This window comes from Kitasatospora sp. NPDC091276, assembly GCF_040684355.1.
GTDB lineage: Bacteria > Actinomycetota > Actinomycetes > Streptomycetales > Streptomycetaceae > Kitasatospora.
In genome coordinates this window covers 282,142-295,402 of the sequence record NZ_JBFBFU010000001.1, presented here as the reverse complement: position 1 = coordinate 295,402, position 13,261 = coordinate 282,142, and the positions used below count along the sequence as shown (strand labels likewise).

Genomic DNA, 13,261 nt, shown 5'->3' with positions numbered 1-13,261 from the left:
CTCCCCGGGCTCCAGCGACGGGGAGCAGGAGAACCTCCCCGGGGCGGCGACCGTCTTCCCCGCCGCCCCGGGGCCGCTCCACCGCCCCCCCCCACTCGCGTGCACCGCCCAACGGCACGCGACCGCACCATCCCGCTGCCTCTCCCACGCCGGGGTTCTGCAGCGGTGCGCACCACCCACGCACCGCAGGCACCGCCACAGTGCGCCCAGTGAGTCGAGCAGTCCCCCTGCGCCAACCTCGTTGACTGGCAGTCAGGTCGGCTCGCCCACCCCAACCCCCTTTGACACTTGGGAGTGGACATGACCCGGATCCCCACGGAACACAGCCCCACGGAAGAAAGACCCGCCGAGGACGACACCGCCACGCCGACCCCGGCCCCCGCACCGAAGAACGCACTGGACGCGTACTTCAAGATCACGGCCCGGGGATCGACCTTCGGCAATGAGATCCGCGGCGGCCTCACCACCTTCATGGCGATGGCCTACATCGTGCTGCTCAACCCGATCATCCTGAGCGGCGCCGACGTCAACGGCCTCAAGCTGGACCACGCGCAGCTCACCACCGCGACCGCGCTCGCCGCCGCCGTCACCACGATCCTGATGGGCGTGGTCGGCAACGTCCCCCTGGCGGTCGCCGCCGGGCTCTCCGTCTCCGGCGTGATCTCCGCACTGGTGGTGCCGCACACCACCTGGCCCCAGGCCATGGGGCTGTGCGTGATCTACGGCCTGCTGATCGTCCTGCTGGTCGTGTCCGGGCTCCGCGAGAAGATCATGAACGGCATCCCGCTGCCGCTCAAGCACGCCATCACCATCGGCATCGGCCTCTTCGTCTCGCTGATCGGCCTGGTCAAGGCCGGCTTCGTGCACACCGGCGGCCCCACGCCGCTCGCGCTCGGCCCCTTCGGCGAGCTGGCCGGCTGGCCCGTCCTGGTCTTCTGCCTCACCGTGCTGGCGATCTTCGTCCTGCTGGCCCGCAACGTCCGCGGCGCGATCCTGATCGGCATCGCCGGCGGCACCGTGGTGGCCTTCGTCATCAACGCGGTCGCCGACCTCCCCGCGAAGACCTGGGTCAGCTCCGCCCCGGTGTGGCCGGGCAGCCCGGTCTCCGCGCCCGACTTCGGCCTCTTCGGCCACGTCGACCTCTTCGGCGCCTTCGGCAGCCACGGCCTGGGCGCCATCAGCGCCTCGGTCGCCGTCTTCACCCTGGTGCTGGCCGGCTTCTTCGACGCGATGGCCACCATCATCGGCGTCGGCACCGAGGCCGGGCTGGCCGACAAGCAGGGCCGGATGCCCGGCCTCTCCAAGGCCCTGTTCATCGACGGGGCCGGCGGCGCCGTCGGCGGCCTGTCCGGCGCCTCCGGCCAGACCGTGTTCGTCGAGTCCGCCACCGGTGTCGGCGACGGCGCCCGCACCGGCCTCGCCTCGACCGTCACCGGCGGCGTGTTCGCGCTGATGCTGTTCTTCTCGCCGCTCGCCGCGATCGTCCCGACCGAGGTGGCCTCCGCCGCCCTCGTCGTGATCGGCTCGATGATGATGAGCCAGGCCCGGCACATCGACTGGTCCGACCGCGAGGTCGCCATCCCGGCCTTCCTCACCTGCACCCTGATGCCGTTCACCTACAGCATCACCGCCGGTGTCGCCGCGGGCGTCATCTCGTACACGGTCATCAAGGCGGGCACCGGCAAGTGGCGCGAGCCCGGCCCGCTGATGTGGATCCTCACCGGGGTCTTCGTGGTCTACTTCGCGCTCACCCCGATCAAATCCTGGCTGGGCGTGCACTAGGACGTGTCTGACCCTCTCGGCCGGAGAGGACCTGTCCGCACCGCCGCCGTGCGGGAATCGTTTCCCGTACGGCGGCACCTCCCGTCTACCCTCGCTTGTGTAAGGAGCTCCCCGACATGCAGGACATCGCCGAGCAGTTGCAGGCCTGGCACGCGGCCGGGCGCTCCTTCGCCGTGGCCACCGTCGTCGGCGTCTCCGGCAGCGCGCCCCGCGACCCGGGGGCGGCCCTGGCCGTCGACGCGGCCGGCGAGGCGATCGGCAGCGTCTCCGGGGGCTGCGTCGAGGGCGCGGTCTACGAGCTGTGCCAGGCTGCCATCGAGTCCGGCGAACCCGTGCTGGAACGGTTCGGCTACAGCGACGAGGACGCCTTCGCCGTCGGCCTGACCTGCGGCGGCGTCCTCGACGTGTTCGTCCAGCCGATCCGGCCCGGGGCCGACGACGGACTCGACGCCGGCATCGCCTACATCTCCTCCGGCACCCCGGTCGCGCTCGCCCGGGTGATCGCCGGGCCCGGCGGGCTCGTCGGCGCCACCGTCGCCGTCACCGCCGACACCCACCACGGCGCCCTCTCCCCCGCCCTCCCCCCCGCCCCCTCGACGGCCCAGCCGTCGCCCGCCGCCCCCCTTCCGGCGACGCGCCCCCCGCGACACCTCCTGACCGCGCTGGAACGGGCAGTCGTCACCGAGGCCCGGGCCATGCTCGACGCCGGACGCACCGGCCGGATCGTGCTCGGCCTCGACGGCCGCCCCTGCGACGACCGCGACCAGGGCACCGTCACCTGCTTCGTCGAGTCCTACGTGCCCGCGCCGCGGATGCTCGTCTTCGGCGCCATCGACTTCGCCGCCGCCGTCGTCCGGATCGGCCGCTTCCTCGGCTACCGCGTCACCGTCTGCGACGCCCGGCCCGTCTTCGCCACGAAGCGGCGCTTCCCCGAGGCCGACGAGGTCGTCGTCGACTGGCCGCACCGCTACCTCGACTCCCAGCTCGACCGGATCGACGGGCGCACCGTGCTCTGCGTGCTCACCCACGACGCCAAGTTCGACATCCCGCTGCTGGAACGCGCACTGCGGCTGCCGGTCGGCTACGTCGGCGCGATGGGCTCGCGCCGCACCCACCGCGACCGCGAGGCGCGGCTGCGCGAGGTCGGGCTCACCGAGGCCGAGATCGGCCGGCTGCGCTCCCCCATCGGCCTCGACCTCGGCGCCCGCACCCCCGAGGAGACGGCGGTGTCCGTCGCCGCCGAGATCATCGCCCACCGGCGCGGCGGCAGCTGCCTGCCGCTCAACGCCGGGGACGGCCCGATCCACCACGAGGCACCGGCCACCCCCGAGGAGCCCCGGGCACGACGCACGCGACGGACGCACGCCGCCTGAGGCCGGCGGTCAGTCGCTCAGCGCCAGCTTCACGCCGAAGCCCACCACCACCGCGCCGGTCACCCTGTCCATCAGCCTCCGGGCGGCCGGGCGGCGCAGCCAGCCGCGCAGCGCCCGGGCGAAGCCGACCAGGACGGTCGACCACAGCACGCCCTCCACCACGTGGACGCAGGTGAGCGCCACCCCGGCGGCGAAGTGCGGGGCCCCGGCGGGGATGAACTGCGGCAGCACGGCCACGTAGAACACCCCGACCTTGGGGTTCAGCAGATTGGTCAGCGTGCCGCGCCGCCAGCCGTACCCGAAGCCGCCCTCGGCCGGCTCCTCCTCGACCGCCGCCTCCCCGCCCCGGCTGCGCAGCATGCCGACGCCCATCCACACCAGGTACGCGGCCCCGCCCCAGCGCAGCACCTCGTACGCCACCTGCGAGGCGGTCAGCAGCGCCGTCACCCCGGCCGAGGTCAGCGTCCCCCAGACCAGCGTCCCGGTCTGGATCCCCAGCACCACCCCCCACGCCTGGCGCCGCCGCCCGAGCGCGGACGTGCGCAGCACCAGCGCGGTGTCGAGCCCGGGTGTGAGCGTGAGCAGCCCCACGACGAGGGCGAAGGACCACAGAGCCGTTGTCATCTCCATGGGCCTCGATGCTCTCACAGGCCCGATGGGGCCCTCAGTCCGCCGTCCCCGGCGGGACGACCCACTCGGTCGGCTGGCCGGTGACGGCGGCGATCATGTCGTAGTCCCCGTCGTAGTGCAGGACGGTGACGCTGTGGCGCTCGGCGGTGGCGGCGATGACGAGGTCCGCCACGGACAGCACCCGCCGGTTTCCGGCGGCGGTGAGGAGTGCCTGCACTTCGATGGCGCGGTCCCACACCTCATCGGGCGTAGTCAGCCAGTCGAAGCCACGCAAGCCCTCCCGGATGCGATCGGCGTCGGCCTTGGACCGGGCGCTGTGCATGATCCCCAGCTCGACGGCTCCACAGAGCGCGAGCCGCCCCTCGTTGAACAACCGGTCGGTCTCGGCCTGAACCGCCGACTTGGAGTATCAAAGGCTGTCCGATATCGCAGACCCGCAGGGGCCGCTCAGGTGACGTTGAGGCGGGCGGCCAGGCGCAGGAGGCCGGGGCTGAGGCGGGAGAGGAAGCGGGCGGCCTTGGCCTCGGGGGTGACGGGGACGACCGGCTTGCCGGTGCGGACGGCGGTGAGGATGGCGGTGGCGACCTTCTCCGGGGGGAAGCCGCGGCGGGCGTAGAGCCTGGCGGCGCGGGCCCGCTTGGCGGCCTGCTGGTCGGCGGTGGTCGCGGAGAAGGTGGAGGTGCGGGTGATGTTGGTGTTGACGATGCCCGGGCAGATGGTGGAGACGCCGATGCCGTGCCCGGCGAGTTCGGCGCGCAGGCAGTCCGAGAGCATGAACACCGCGGCCTTGCTGGTCGCGTACGCGGTGAGCGCCTTGGACGGCAGGTAGGCGGCGGCCGAGGAGACGTTGACCAGGTGACCGCCCTGGCCGCGGTCGGCCATCAGCGTGCCGAAGGCGCGGCAGCCGTGGATGACGCCCCAGAGGTTGACGTCCAGGACGCGCTGCCACTCCTTCTCGGTGGTCTGCAGGAACGTCCCGGAGTGGCCGATGCCGGCGTTGTTGACCACCACGTCGGGCACCCCGTGCTCCTCCGCGACCGCCTGTGCGAAGGCGTCCACCGCCGCGCCGTCGGCGACGTCCACCCGGTAGGCGTGCGCCTGCGGGCCGATCAGCGAGGCGAGTTCGGCGGTGCGCTCGGCGGCGGCGAGGTCGAGATCGCAGACCACGACGCGGGCGCCGTCCTCGGCGAAGGCGAGCGCGGTGGCCCGGCCGATGCCGCTGCCGCCGCCGGTGACGACGACCAGCCGGCCGTCACCCTGCTCCCGGGTCGGCTCGGCGCTTCCGCGTTCGATGCGGGTGGTGAACTCGCGGACCATCTCGGCCACGGTGGCTCCCTTCTCCAGCAGCGCCGACCAGTGGCCGGCGTGCAGCGTCCGTCGGGTCAGCTCGGGCACCCAGCGTTCCAGCCCCTCGGAGAGGAACGGGGCGACGTAGCGGTCCCGGGTGAGGGTGATCAGCTGGACCGGCACCTGCGTCGGCCGCTCGCGCGGACTGCGCAGCGTGGGGCGGAAGTTGGCCCGGTACAGCTCGATGCCGCGGACGGCATCGCGGCGCAGGCCGGGCTGCGGGTGGTCGGGCCGCGGGGTGACCTGCTCCAGGTCGCGCAGTACCCGCGGCCAGGCCCGGGCCAGGCCCAGGCGCCACACGCCGGGGGCGAGGAAGGGCAGGTGGAAGGCGGTGATGTACCAGGAGTGCAGGCCCTGGTGGAGGAGTTGGCGCAGGTGGCGCGGGGTGGGCCGGCGCATCCGGTGGCGCAGCCAGTACCCCACGTGGTCCAGGCAGGGGCCGGACATGGTGGTGTACGAGGCGATCCGCCGCTCGGAGCCGGGCGCGGTGACGGCCTCCCAGGACTGCAGCGAGCCCCAGTCGTGGGCGACCACGTGCACCGGGCGGTCGGGGCTGACGGCGTCGGCGACCGCGAACAGGTCGGCGGCCAGGCGCTCCAGCCGGTAGCCGTCCCGGGTGGCGGGCACTCCGGACCGGCCGGCGCCGCGCACGTCGTAGCGGACCACGTGGTGGTCGCGGGCGAGGTCGGCGGCGACATCGTCCCAGACCGCGTGGGTGTCCGGGTAGCCGTGCACCAGGAGGACGGTGGGTGCGGCCGGGTCGCCCTGTTCGAAGACGGCGAGCGGGAGGCCGTCGGAGTGCACGGTGCGGCGGCGCACGGGCGGGGCGGCCAGCGCCTTCGGGGCAGCTGCGGCGTCCGGGGCCTGCGAGGCAGCCGGGGCGTCCGGGGCGTCTGCGGCGGGGGTGGTCATCGGGCGGCCTCCAGGGCAACGTCGTGGGCGGCGCCCGCCGTCCAGCGGCGGACGTGCGGCAGGTCGTCGTCGAGCCAGTGGGCGTCGTCCTCGGTGACCACCAGCAGTTCCTCGAACTTGATGCCCACGCCGCGGAAGCCGATGTGCGGCTCGACCGCCCACAGGCCCGGGGTGGGCGCGTGCCGGGAGGACCGGCCGTCCGCCCAGAGCGGTGAACGGCCGTGCAGGCGCTCGGAGATCAGTTCGCGTCCGAGGGTCTGCAGGGTGCGCACGCCGAAGCCGAAGACGTTGACCCCGGCCGGGCCGCGCACGGTGGTACGGGTGACCTGATGGCCGATCACCCGGCCCGGGTAGACCTGGTGGCGGTTGTCGTAGCCGTGTGCGGCGATCTGCGCGTCCACGGCCGCGTACACCTCGTTGAGCGGACGGCGGGCGCGCACCTCGGCGAGGATCAGCTCGCGGTACACCTGGAGGTCGGCGGCCAGGCGGTCCCAGACCCGGTTCTCGCCGACCTTGCCGCCGTAGCCGATGTCGGCGGTGTATCCGTCGACGATGGGCGCGCAGTCCAGGACGTACGGCATGCCCTCCTCCAGGCGGCGGTTGCCGGCGAAGAACTGGAGCGGGGTGTGGAAGTGCCGGAAGGCCGTGCGGTCGCCGAACCAGGCGAACGGGACGTGGAAGAAGTCCTGCACCCCGGCGGCGACCAGGCGGCGGCGCAGCTCGGCCGTGGCCTGGCGCTCGGTGACGCCCGGTTCGATCCAGGCGGCGACCTGTTCGGCGCAGTGGTAGGCGAGTTGCTGGGTCTCGCGGAAGCGGGCGAGGTCGCGCTCGTCGTAGGGGAAGGTCGGGGGTTTCGCCATCGGGGCTCCTTCTACAGGTCGAGCACGCTACAGGTCGAGCACCAGGGTCTCGCCCTCGGCGGCCCGGGAGACGCAGGGCAGCACGGCGCCGGCGGCACGCTGCTCGGGGGTGAGCCGGCGGTCCCGGTGCTCGGGCGTGCCGGCCAGCAGGCGGACCTCGCAGGTGCCGCAGAAGCCCTGGTGGCAGGAGTACGGGAGGTCGGGACGGGCTTCGCGCAACACGTCCAGGGCGGAGCGGTCGGCGGGGACGTCCAGCGCCGGGCCGTCGGCGCCCAGGCGCAGGGCGAAGGGCGCGCCACCGATGATCGGGGCGGCGCCGAAGCGCTCGAAGTGCAGCGCGGTGGAGGGGGATTCACCCAGGGAGCGCTGCACGGCGGTGAGCATCGGGGCCGGGCCGCAGCAGTAGACGGCGGCGCCGCGCGGGGCGTGCGCGAGCAGGTCGGCGCCGGTCGGCACGCCGTGCTCGTCGTCGGTGCGCAGCACCACCCGGCTCGGGTCCAGGGCGCGCAGCTCGTCCGCGTACGGGAGGGTGTCGGCGCTGCGGCCGACGTGCACCAGGCGCCAGTCCAGGCCGTGCCGCTGCGCCTCGCGGGCCATCGGGAGCAGCGGGGTGATGCCGATGCCGCCGGCGAGCAGCAGGACGGCGGGCTCGGCGCAGAAGGCGAAGCCGTTGCGCGGGCGGCGGGCGGTGAGCCTGCTGCCGGGGTGCAGGGTGTCGTGGATCTCGACGGAGCCGCCGCCGCCCTCGGGCAGTCGCCGTATGGCGATCCGGTAGGCGGCGCGGTCGGCGGGGTCGCCGCAGAGCGAGTAGTGGCGTTCGCGGCCGGAGGGCAGGGCGAGGCGCAGGTGGGCGCCGGGCTGCCAGCCGGGGAGCGGGCCGCCGGAGGGGTCGGTGAGCCGCAATTCGACGACTTCGGGGGTGAGTTGGCGGCGGGCGGCGACGACCAGCTGGAGCGGCGGGGTGGGGCAGCTGAGCGGGCGGCGGGGGTTGCGGCGCAGCAGGGGGCTGCCGAGGGCCGGGGTGTAGCGGTCGCCGAAGGCGGTGAGCCGGCGCATGAACGCGTCGGCGCGGGGGCGGCCGTAGAGGTCGGGGGGCGGGTTGAGCAGGTCCATCCGGCGGTCCTTGGCGTCTGGGAGGGGCGCGAGCGGCAGGTGACAAGTTTCGGATTTCAAAGTTCAGATAACAGATAACGTCTTCTGTTATCTGTTATCTGAACTCCGTTACTTGACCCCTTGTCAGTGGCTCACTGCTGCCGCGCGGGCGGCCGGGGAGGCGGCGAGGTAGCCGAGGGCCTGGCTGGAGGAGCCCTCCTGGGTGGGGTGGTAGCCGGGCCGCAGGTAGCGCAGGCCGGAGCGGATCGACCGGACCGGGTCGGGCAGCAGTCCGCGCCTGGCGATCCTGCCGGCCTCGCTCCAGGTGGGCTTGAGCCGTCCGTCGAGGGTGGGGTCGGCGGCGAGCAGGAAGCGGGCGCCGCGCACCCAGAGGTGGACCAGCAGCGGCCCGGAGACCGCCATGCCGCGGACCCGGCGCAGGTAGCCGGGGTCGAGGTGGACCATCAGGTCGAAGGCGACGCTGCGGTGTTCGACCTCCTCGGCGCCGTGCCAGCGCAGCAGGTCGAGCATCGTCGGGTCGGCCTTGGCGCGGTCCAGGCCCGGGGAGTTGAGCGCCCAGTTGCCGAGGAAGGCGGTGAAGTGCTCGATCGCCGCCACGAAGGCGACCCGCTCGATGATGTTCTCGCGTCGCCGCGCGGGGCTGAGCCCGGGCTTGTCGCCGAGGACCCGCTGGAACAGCCAGGCGATCTGCCGGACGTACGGACGCGGGTCGAGCCCCTGGCCGAGCAGGTGGTCGAGGACTTCCTGGTGCGCCTCGGCGTGGATGGCCTCCTGGCCGATGAACCCGAGGACCTCCTCGCGCAGTTGCTCGTCGCGGATGAGCGGCAGCGCCTCCTTGAAGACCTTGACGAACCAGCGCTCGCCCTCGGGCAGCAGCAGGTGCAGCACGTTGATGACGTGGGTGGCCATCGGCTCGTCGGGGATCCAGTGCAGCGGCAGCCGGTCCCAGTCGAAGCGGACGTCCCGGGGTTCGAGGACGAGGCTGTCGTGGACGCGCGCGGCGGGGACGGCAAGGGCGGGTACGGGGGTGGAGCGGGGCACGGCAGGCCCTCCTGACCTCGGGGCGGCGGCTCGACTCAGGGAAACGTACTCGCGGGTAGCGGCTGGGACAAGGGGTTCGGCGACTCTTATCGACATCGAGTCTAATAAGTGACACCCTCCGGGACCGTCACCGGAAACGCTTGCGAACGGACGCGCCCGTGAACGAACACGCCTGCGAGCCGATGCGAGCCGACACGCCCACGAACAAACAGGCGGGCCCCGCCGGATCACTCGGATCCGGCGGGGCCCACGGGAACGACCGGCCGTCAGACCGCCATCGCCAGCATCAGCGGCGCCGCCCGGGCCGCCAGCAGCTCGGCGGCGGCCTTCAGCTTGTGCACGTTGTCCACCGGCATCGACGTGGCCAGGCAGCCGACCGTGCTGCCCGCCGTGATCGGGACGGCCGCGCACACCGTGCCGAGCGCGTACTCCTGGATGTCCAGCACCGGCACGGTGGCCGGCTGCCGCTCCAGCCGGTGCATCAGCTGGTCGGCGTCGGTGACGGTCCGGGAGGTGAGCCGGGCCACCGGGTGGCGGGAGAGGTGGTCCCAGCGGGCGTCCGCGTCGAGCTGGCCGAGCAGGCACTTGCCGATCGCGCTGGCGTGCGCGGTGGCCCGGAAGTCCACCCACTCCTGCACGGCCGGCGCGTACTCGGCCGCGGACACCGCCTCCACCGACAACTCGCCGTCGTGGTAGCGGGTGAAGTACACTGCCGCGCCCAACTCGTCCCGCAGCTCGGCGAGTTTGCGGTTCAGCCGGGCCTTCACCAGCTGCTCCCGGTTGTGCTGGCCGAGCAGGGCGAAGGTGCCGCCGAGCACCCAACCGCCGTCCTGGCACTGGAGGTAGCCCTCGATCTCAAGGATCTCGGCGAGCTGCCGAACGGTCGGCAGGCCGAGCGAGGTCTCCCGCGCGAGGGCGACCAGGGTGGCACCGTCAGGGTGCCGGTCGACGGCCTCCAGCAGTCTGAGGGCGTGCTGCAAGGAGGTGAACGGGCCGGCGAGGCCCTGGTCCAGCGCGGCGTGGCGACCCGGGGCTGGTGTCGACATGTCGTCCCCTTCCGATGTCCCCCCACGGAGCGACCGCGGGCGCCCTCCAGCCTATCGACCCGGCGAGCCCGGCGACTGCCGTCCGTGAATATCCGTGAACATTCCGTGGAGCACCCACCGATCGCCTGGAGGAACGGTACTGGAGGACAGCGCGACGGTCCCCTCCCCCACTGCCCCGGGGGCGGAGGGAACCGTCCCTCGGCCGCCGGGTTGCGGGGCCCCGGCGGCCGGTGAGGGCGGGTCAGCCGGTCAGCGGGGCGTCACGCGCGGCGCGCCACGGCGGGGTGGCTCGGCCCTCGTTGCGCGTGGCGCGTCATGGCGGAGCGACTCAGCCCTCGTCGCCCGCCCGCAGCTTGGCGACGGCCGCCTCCAGGCGGGCGCCGTACTCCTCGTCCGCGGCGTGGAAGTGGGCGAGGTTCTTCTCGACCACGTCGTCGCGGCTCACCTGGGCGAGGAAGCCCGCGATGTTGTCGATCAGCCGGGTCTTCTCGCCCGCGGACATCAGCCGGTACAGCTCGCCGGCCTGGAAGAAGTCGTCGTCCTTGGTGTGGGCCGGCGTGGTGTAGGTGCCGGTGTAGCCGTCCAGCCGGACCGGCGCGGCGAGCGCGGTGTCGGTCTGGGCGGGGCCGTCGTACGAGTTGGGCTCGTAGTTCTTGCCGCGGCCGGACTTGTTGACGGCGTGGAGGCCGTCGCGGCCGTAGTTGTCCGCCTCGGTGGCGCGCGGGGCGTTCACCGGCAGCTGGGTGTGGTTGACGCCGAGGCGGTAGCGCTGGGCGTCGGCGTAGGCGAACAGGCGGCCCTGGAGCATCTTGTCCGGGGAGGGGCCGATGCCGGGCACGAAGTTGTTCGGCGAGAACGCGGACTGCTCGACGTCGGCGAAGACGTTCTCCGGGTTCCTGTTGAGCACCAGGCGGCCGACCTTGACCAGCGGGTAGTCGGCGTGCGGCCACACCTTGGTGAGGTCGAACGGGTTGAAGCGGTAGTCCGCGGCCTCGGCCACCGGCATCAGCTGGACGTAGAGGGTCCAGGACGGGAACACGCCGCGCTCGATGGCCTGGTGCAGGTCGCGCTGGTGCGAGTCGGCGTCGGCGCCGAGCACCTCGGCGGACTGGTCGCCGTCCAGCGAGCGGATGCCCTGGTTGGTCTTGAAGTGGTACTTGACCCAGTAGGCGTCGCCGTCGGCGCTGACCCACTGGTAGGTGTGCGAGCCGTAGCCGTTCATGTGGCGGTAGGAGGCCGGGATGCCGCGGTCGCCGAACAGCCAGGTGATCTGGTGGGTCGAGGCGGGCGAGTGGGCCCAGAAGTCCCAGACGTTGTCCGCCTCCTGCACGCCGGTGTACGGGTCGCGCTTCTGCGAGTGGATGAAGTCGGGGAACTTGAGCGGGTCCTTGATGAAGAACACCGGGGTGTTGTTGCCGACCAGGTCGTAATTGCCCTGCGCGGTGTAGAACTTCAGCGCGAAGCCGCGCGGGTCGCGCACCGCGTCGCTGGAGCCCAGGTTGCCTGCCACGGTGGAGAACCGCAGGAAGACCTCGGTGCGCTTGCCGACCTCGGCGAGGAAGTCCGCGCGGGTGTACTGCGACACCTCGTCGGTGACCTCGAAGTAGCCGTACGCGCCGGAGCCGCGGGCGTGCACGACGCGCTCCGGGATGCGCTCGCGGTTGAAGCGGGCCAGCTTCTCCAGCAGCTGCTGGTCCTGGATCAGCAGCGGGCCGTACTCGCCGGCCGAGGCCGAGTTCTGGTTGTCGGCGACCGGGGCGCCGGACTCCGTGGTCAGGATCTTGGACATGGAGGGTCCTTCAGGTGTCGATAAAAGCGTTGCATGGAGAGTGATGTGACGCATCGTCAGTTCTTGGCGTGCACGGGGCTCCGCCGGATCACCGAGCGGGCGTCAGACGCCCAGCAGGCGCCGGACCGCCGAGCGGCGGCGGGAGGAGTGCTCGCCGTCGGGGCCGTCGGCGGGCCGGAGCGCGGCGACGGCGCCGGCGGCCGCGGCCTGGTCCGCCACCGGGCGGGCGGCGGTCAGCGCGGCGGCCTCGTCGGCGGTCAGGCCGGCCTCGGTGAGGGCCGCGGCGGCCTCGGCGGCCGGGACGGCGTTGAACCAGCGCAGCGCGAGGGCCGCGCGGCCCGCCTCGGTGAGGCGGCCGGTGAGCCGGAGGCGGGCGAGGCCGCCGTCCGGGTGGACGTTGATGCGCACGTGGGTCACCGGGCGGCCCGCGTCGAGCAGGAAGCGGTGCCGGGTGTCGGGTTGCAGGCGGGTGCGGGGCAGGATCTCGAACCACTCGCCGTCGGCCGGGTCCGCCCCGGTCGAGGCGTCGAAGCCGACGAGGTCGGCCCAGCCGGGGGCATTGGCGACGAAGTGGGTGGTGTCCACCTCGGCGGCCAGGGCCTCACCGCCCCCGGCCAGGGCGATCTGCACCCAGTCGTTGGCCTTGTCGCGCCGACGCCGGGTCTCCCAGCCCTCGCCCATGACGGAGGCGCGACCGGGAGCGTTCAGGTTGTGCGGGGAGGAGAAGTAGCGGTCGGACGCCGCCTCGGCCACGCCGCCGTACTCCTGGGCGGCCAGGTCGAAGGTGAGGCCGTCCAGTTCGCGCGGGTCGGGCAGCACCTCGCCGTGGACGCGCAGCCGGGCGACACCGCCGTCCGGGAAGATGTTGAGGCGGATGTGGGTGTAGCGGTTGGCATCGTCGACGGCGAACTCGTGGGCGGTGTCGCCCTGGAGCGGGGTGCGCGGCACCAGCGTGGTCCACTCGGCGTCCGCCACTTCCTCGGGCGAGGGGTGGCCGGGCACGGAGGCGGCCTCGACGGAGGCGCTCTCCGGGTAGTTGCCGGTGAAGTGGGCGGTGTCCACCACCAGGCCGCGGACCACACCGCCGGCACCGAGCCGGACGATCGCCCAGTCGTGGTCCTGGTCGGTGGGGTGGGGCTGGTCGGCGGAGACGCCGCGGCGGCGCTTGGACTCCCAGCCGTCCATGATCTGGCCCTTGTGGCCGAAGGTGTGCGGGCGGAACTCGGCGGGCTTGGCGACCAGGAGGTTCTCGGCGTCGGCGAAGGTGTCCTCGTTGGTGGCGACGACGCCCGCGCCGAGCAGCCGCGAGGCCAGGTTGACCAGCTCGGTGAAGGGAGCGCTCGGGGTGTCGGCAGTGGTCACGAAGTC

General features: G+C 73.1%; 11 protein-coding genes. 2 read left to right on the top strand and 9 right to left on the bottom strand.

What is annotated here, in order from left to right; all coding sequences use genetic code 11:
* Positions 1-294 precede the first annotated feature (294 nt).
* A complete protein-coding gene (locus AB0O19_RS01280) occupies positions 295-1,782 on the top strand; it encodes an NCS2 family permease (protein WP_363617021.1) in 1,488 nt (495 codons plus the stop codon).
* 116 nt (positions 1,783-1,898) lie between these two features.
* Positions 1,899-3,155: an XdhC/CoxI family protein gene (locus AB0O19_RS01275; protein ID WP_363616774.1), complete on the top strand. Its 1,257-nt coding sequence runs from the start codon at positions 1,899-1,901 to the stop codon at positions 3,153-3,155.
* A 9-nt stretch (positions 3,156-3,164) separates the two neighbouring features.
* Here the strand turns inward: AB0O19_RS01275 and AB0O19_RS01270 are convergent, their stop codons facing one another.
* The 9 genes from AB0O19_RS01270 to alc form a co-directional block, all read right to left on the bottom strand.
* The gene (locus AB0O19_RS01270; RefSeq protein ID WP_350875353.1) at positions 3,165-3,785 is read right to left on the bottom strand and encodes a LysE family translocator; all 621 of its coding nucleotides are present in this window, start codon (positions 3,783-3,785) and stop codon (positions 3,165-3,167) included.
* Between the two features lie 34 nt (positions 3,786-3,819).
* A complete protein-coding gene (locus AB0O19_RS01265; protein ID WP_363616771.1) occupies positions 3,820-4,158 on the bottom strand; it encodes a PIN domain nuclease in 339 nt (112 codons plus the stop codon).
* A 74-nt stretch (positions 4,159-4,232) separates the two neighbouring features.
* Complete coding sequence (locus tag AB0O19_RS01260; protein WP_363616769.1) at positions 4,233-6,044, bottom strand: SDR family oxidoreductase; 1,812 nt, start codon at positions 6,042-6,044, stop codon at positions 4,233-4,235.
* On the bottom strand, positions 6,041-6,904 hold the full coding sequence (locus AB0O19_RS01255) for a M24 family metallopeptidase (RefSeq protein ID WP_363616767.1): 864 nt from the start codon (positions 6,902-6,904) through the stop codon (positions 6,041-6,043). The genes AB0O19_RS01260 and AB0O19_RS01255 overlap by 4 nt, the downstream gene beginning before the upstream one ends.
* A 27-nt stretch (positions 6,905-6,931) precedes the next feature.
* Positions 6,932-8,017, bottom strand: a complete 1,086-nt coding sequence (locus AB0O19_RS01250; RefSeq protein WP_363616765.1) for a PDR/VanB family oxidoreductase — start codon at positions 8,015-8,017, stop codon at positions 6,932-6,934.
* A gap of 123 nt (positions 8,018-8,140) precedes the next feature.
* A complete protein-coding gene (locus AB0O19_RS01245; RefSeq protein WP_363616763.1) occupies positions 8,141-9,058 on the bottom strand; it encodes a metal-dependent hydrolase in 918 nt (305 codons plus the stop codon).
* Positions 9,059-9,324: 266 nt separating this feature from the next.
* The gene (locus tag AB0O19_RS01240; protein WP_063350013.1) at positions 9,325-10,104 is read right to left on the bottom strand and encodes an IclR family transcriptional regulator C-terminal domain-containing protein; all 780 of its coding nucleotides are present in this window, start codon (positions 10,102-10,104) and stop codon (positions 9,325-9,327) included.
* Positions 10,105-10,432: 328 nt separating this feature from the next.
* Positions 10,433-11,893 carry a catalase gene (locus AB0O19_RS01235; protein WP_363616761.1) on the bottom strand — a complete coding sequence of 487 codons (1,461 nt, stop codon included), beginning with the start codon at positions 11,891-11,893 and terminating at the stop codon, positions 10,433-10,435.
* A 102-nt stretch (positions 11,894-11,995) separates the two neighbouring features.
* Entirely contained in the window at positions 11,996-13,255 is a 1,260-nt protein-coding gene (gene alc / locus AB0O19_RS01230) for an allantoicase (RefSeq protein WP_363616759.1), read from the bottom strand.
* Between the last annotated feature and the right edge of the window lie 6 nt (positions 13,256-13,261).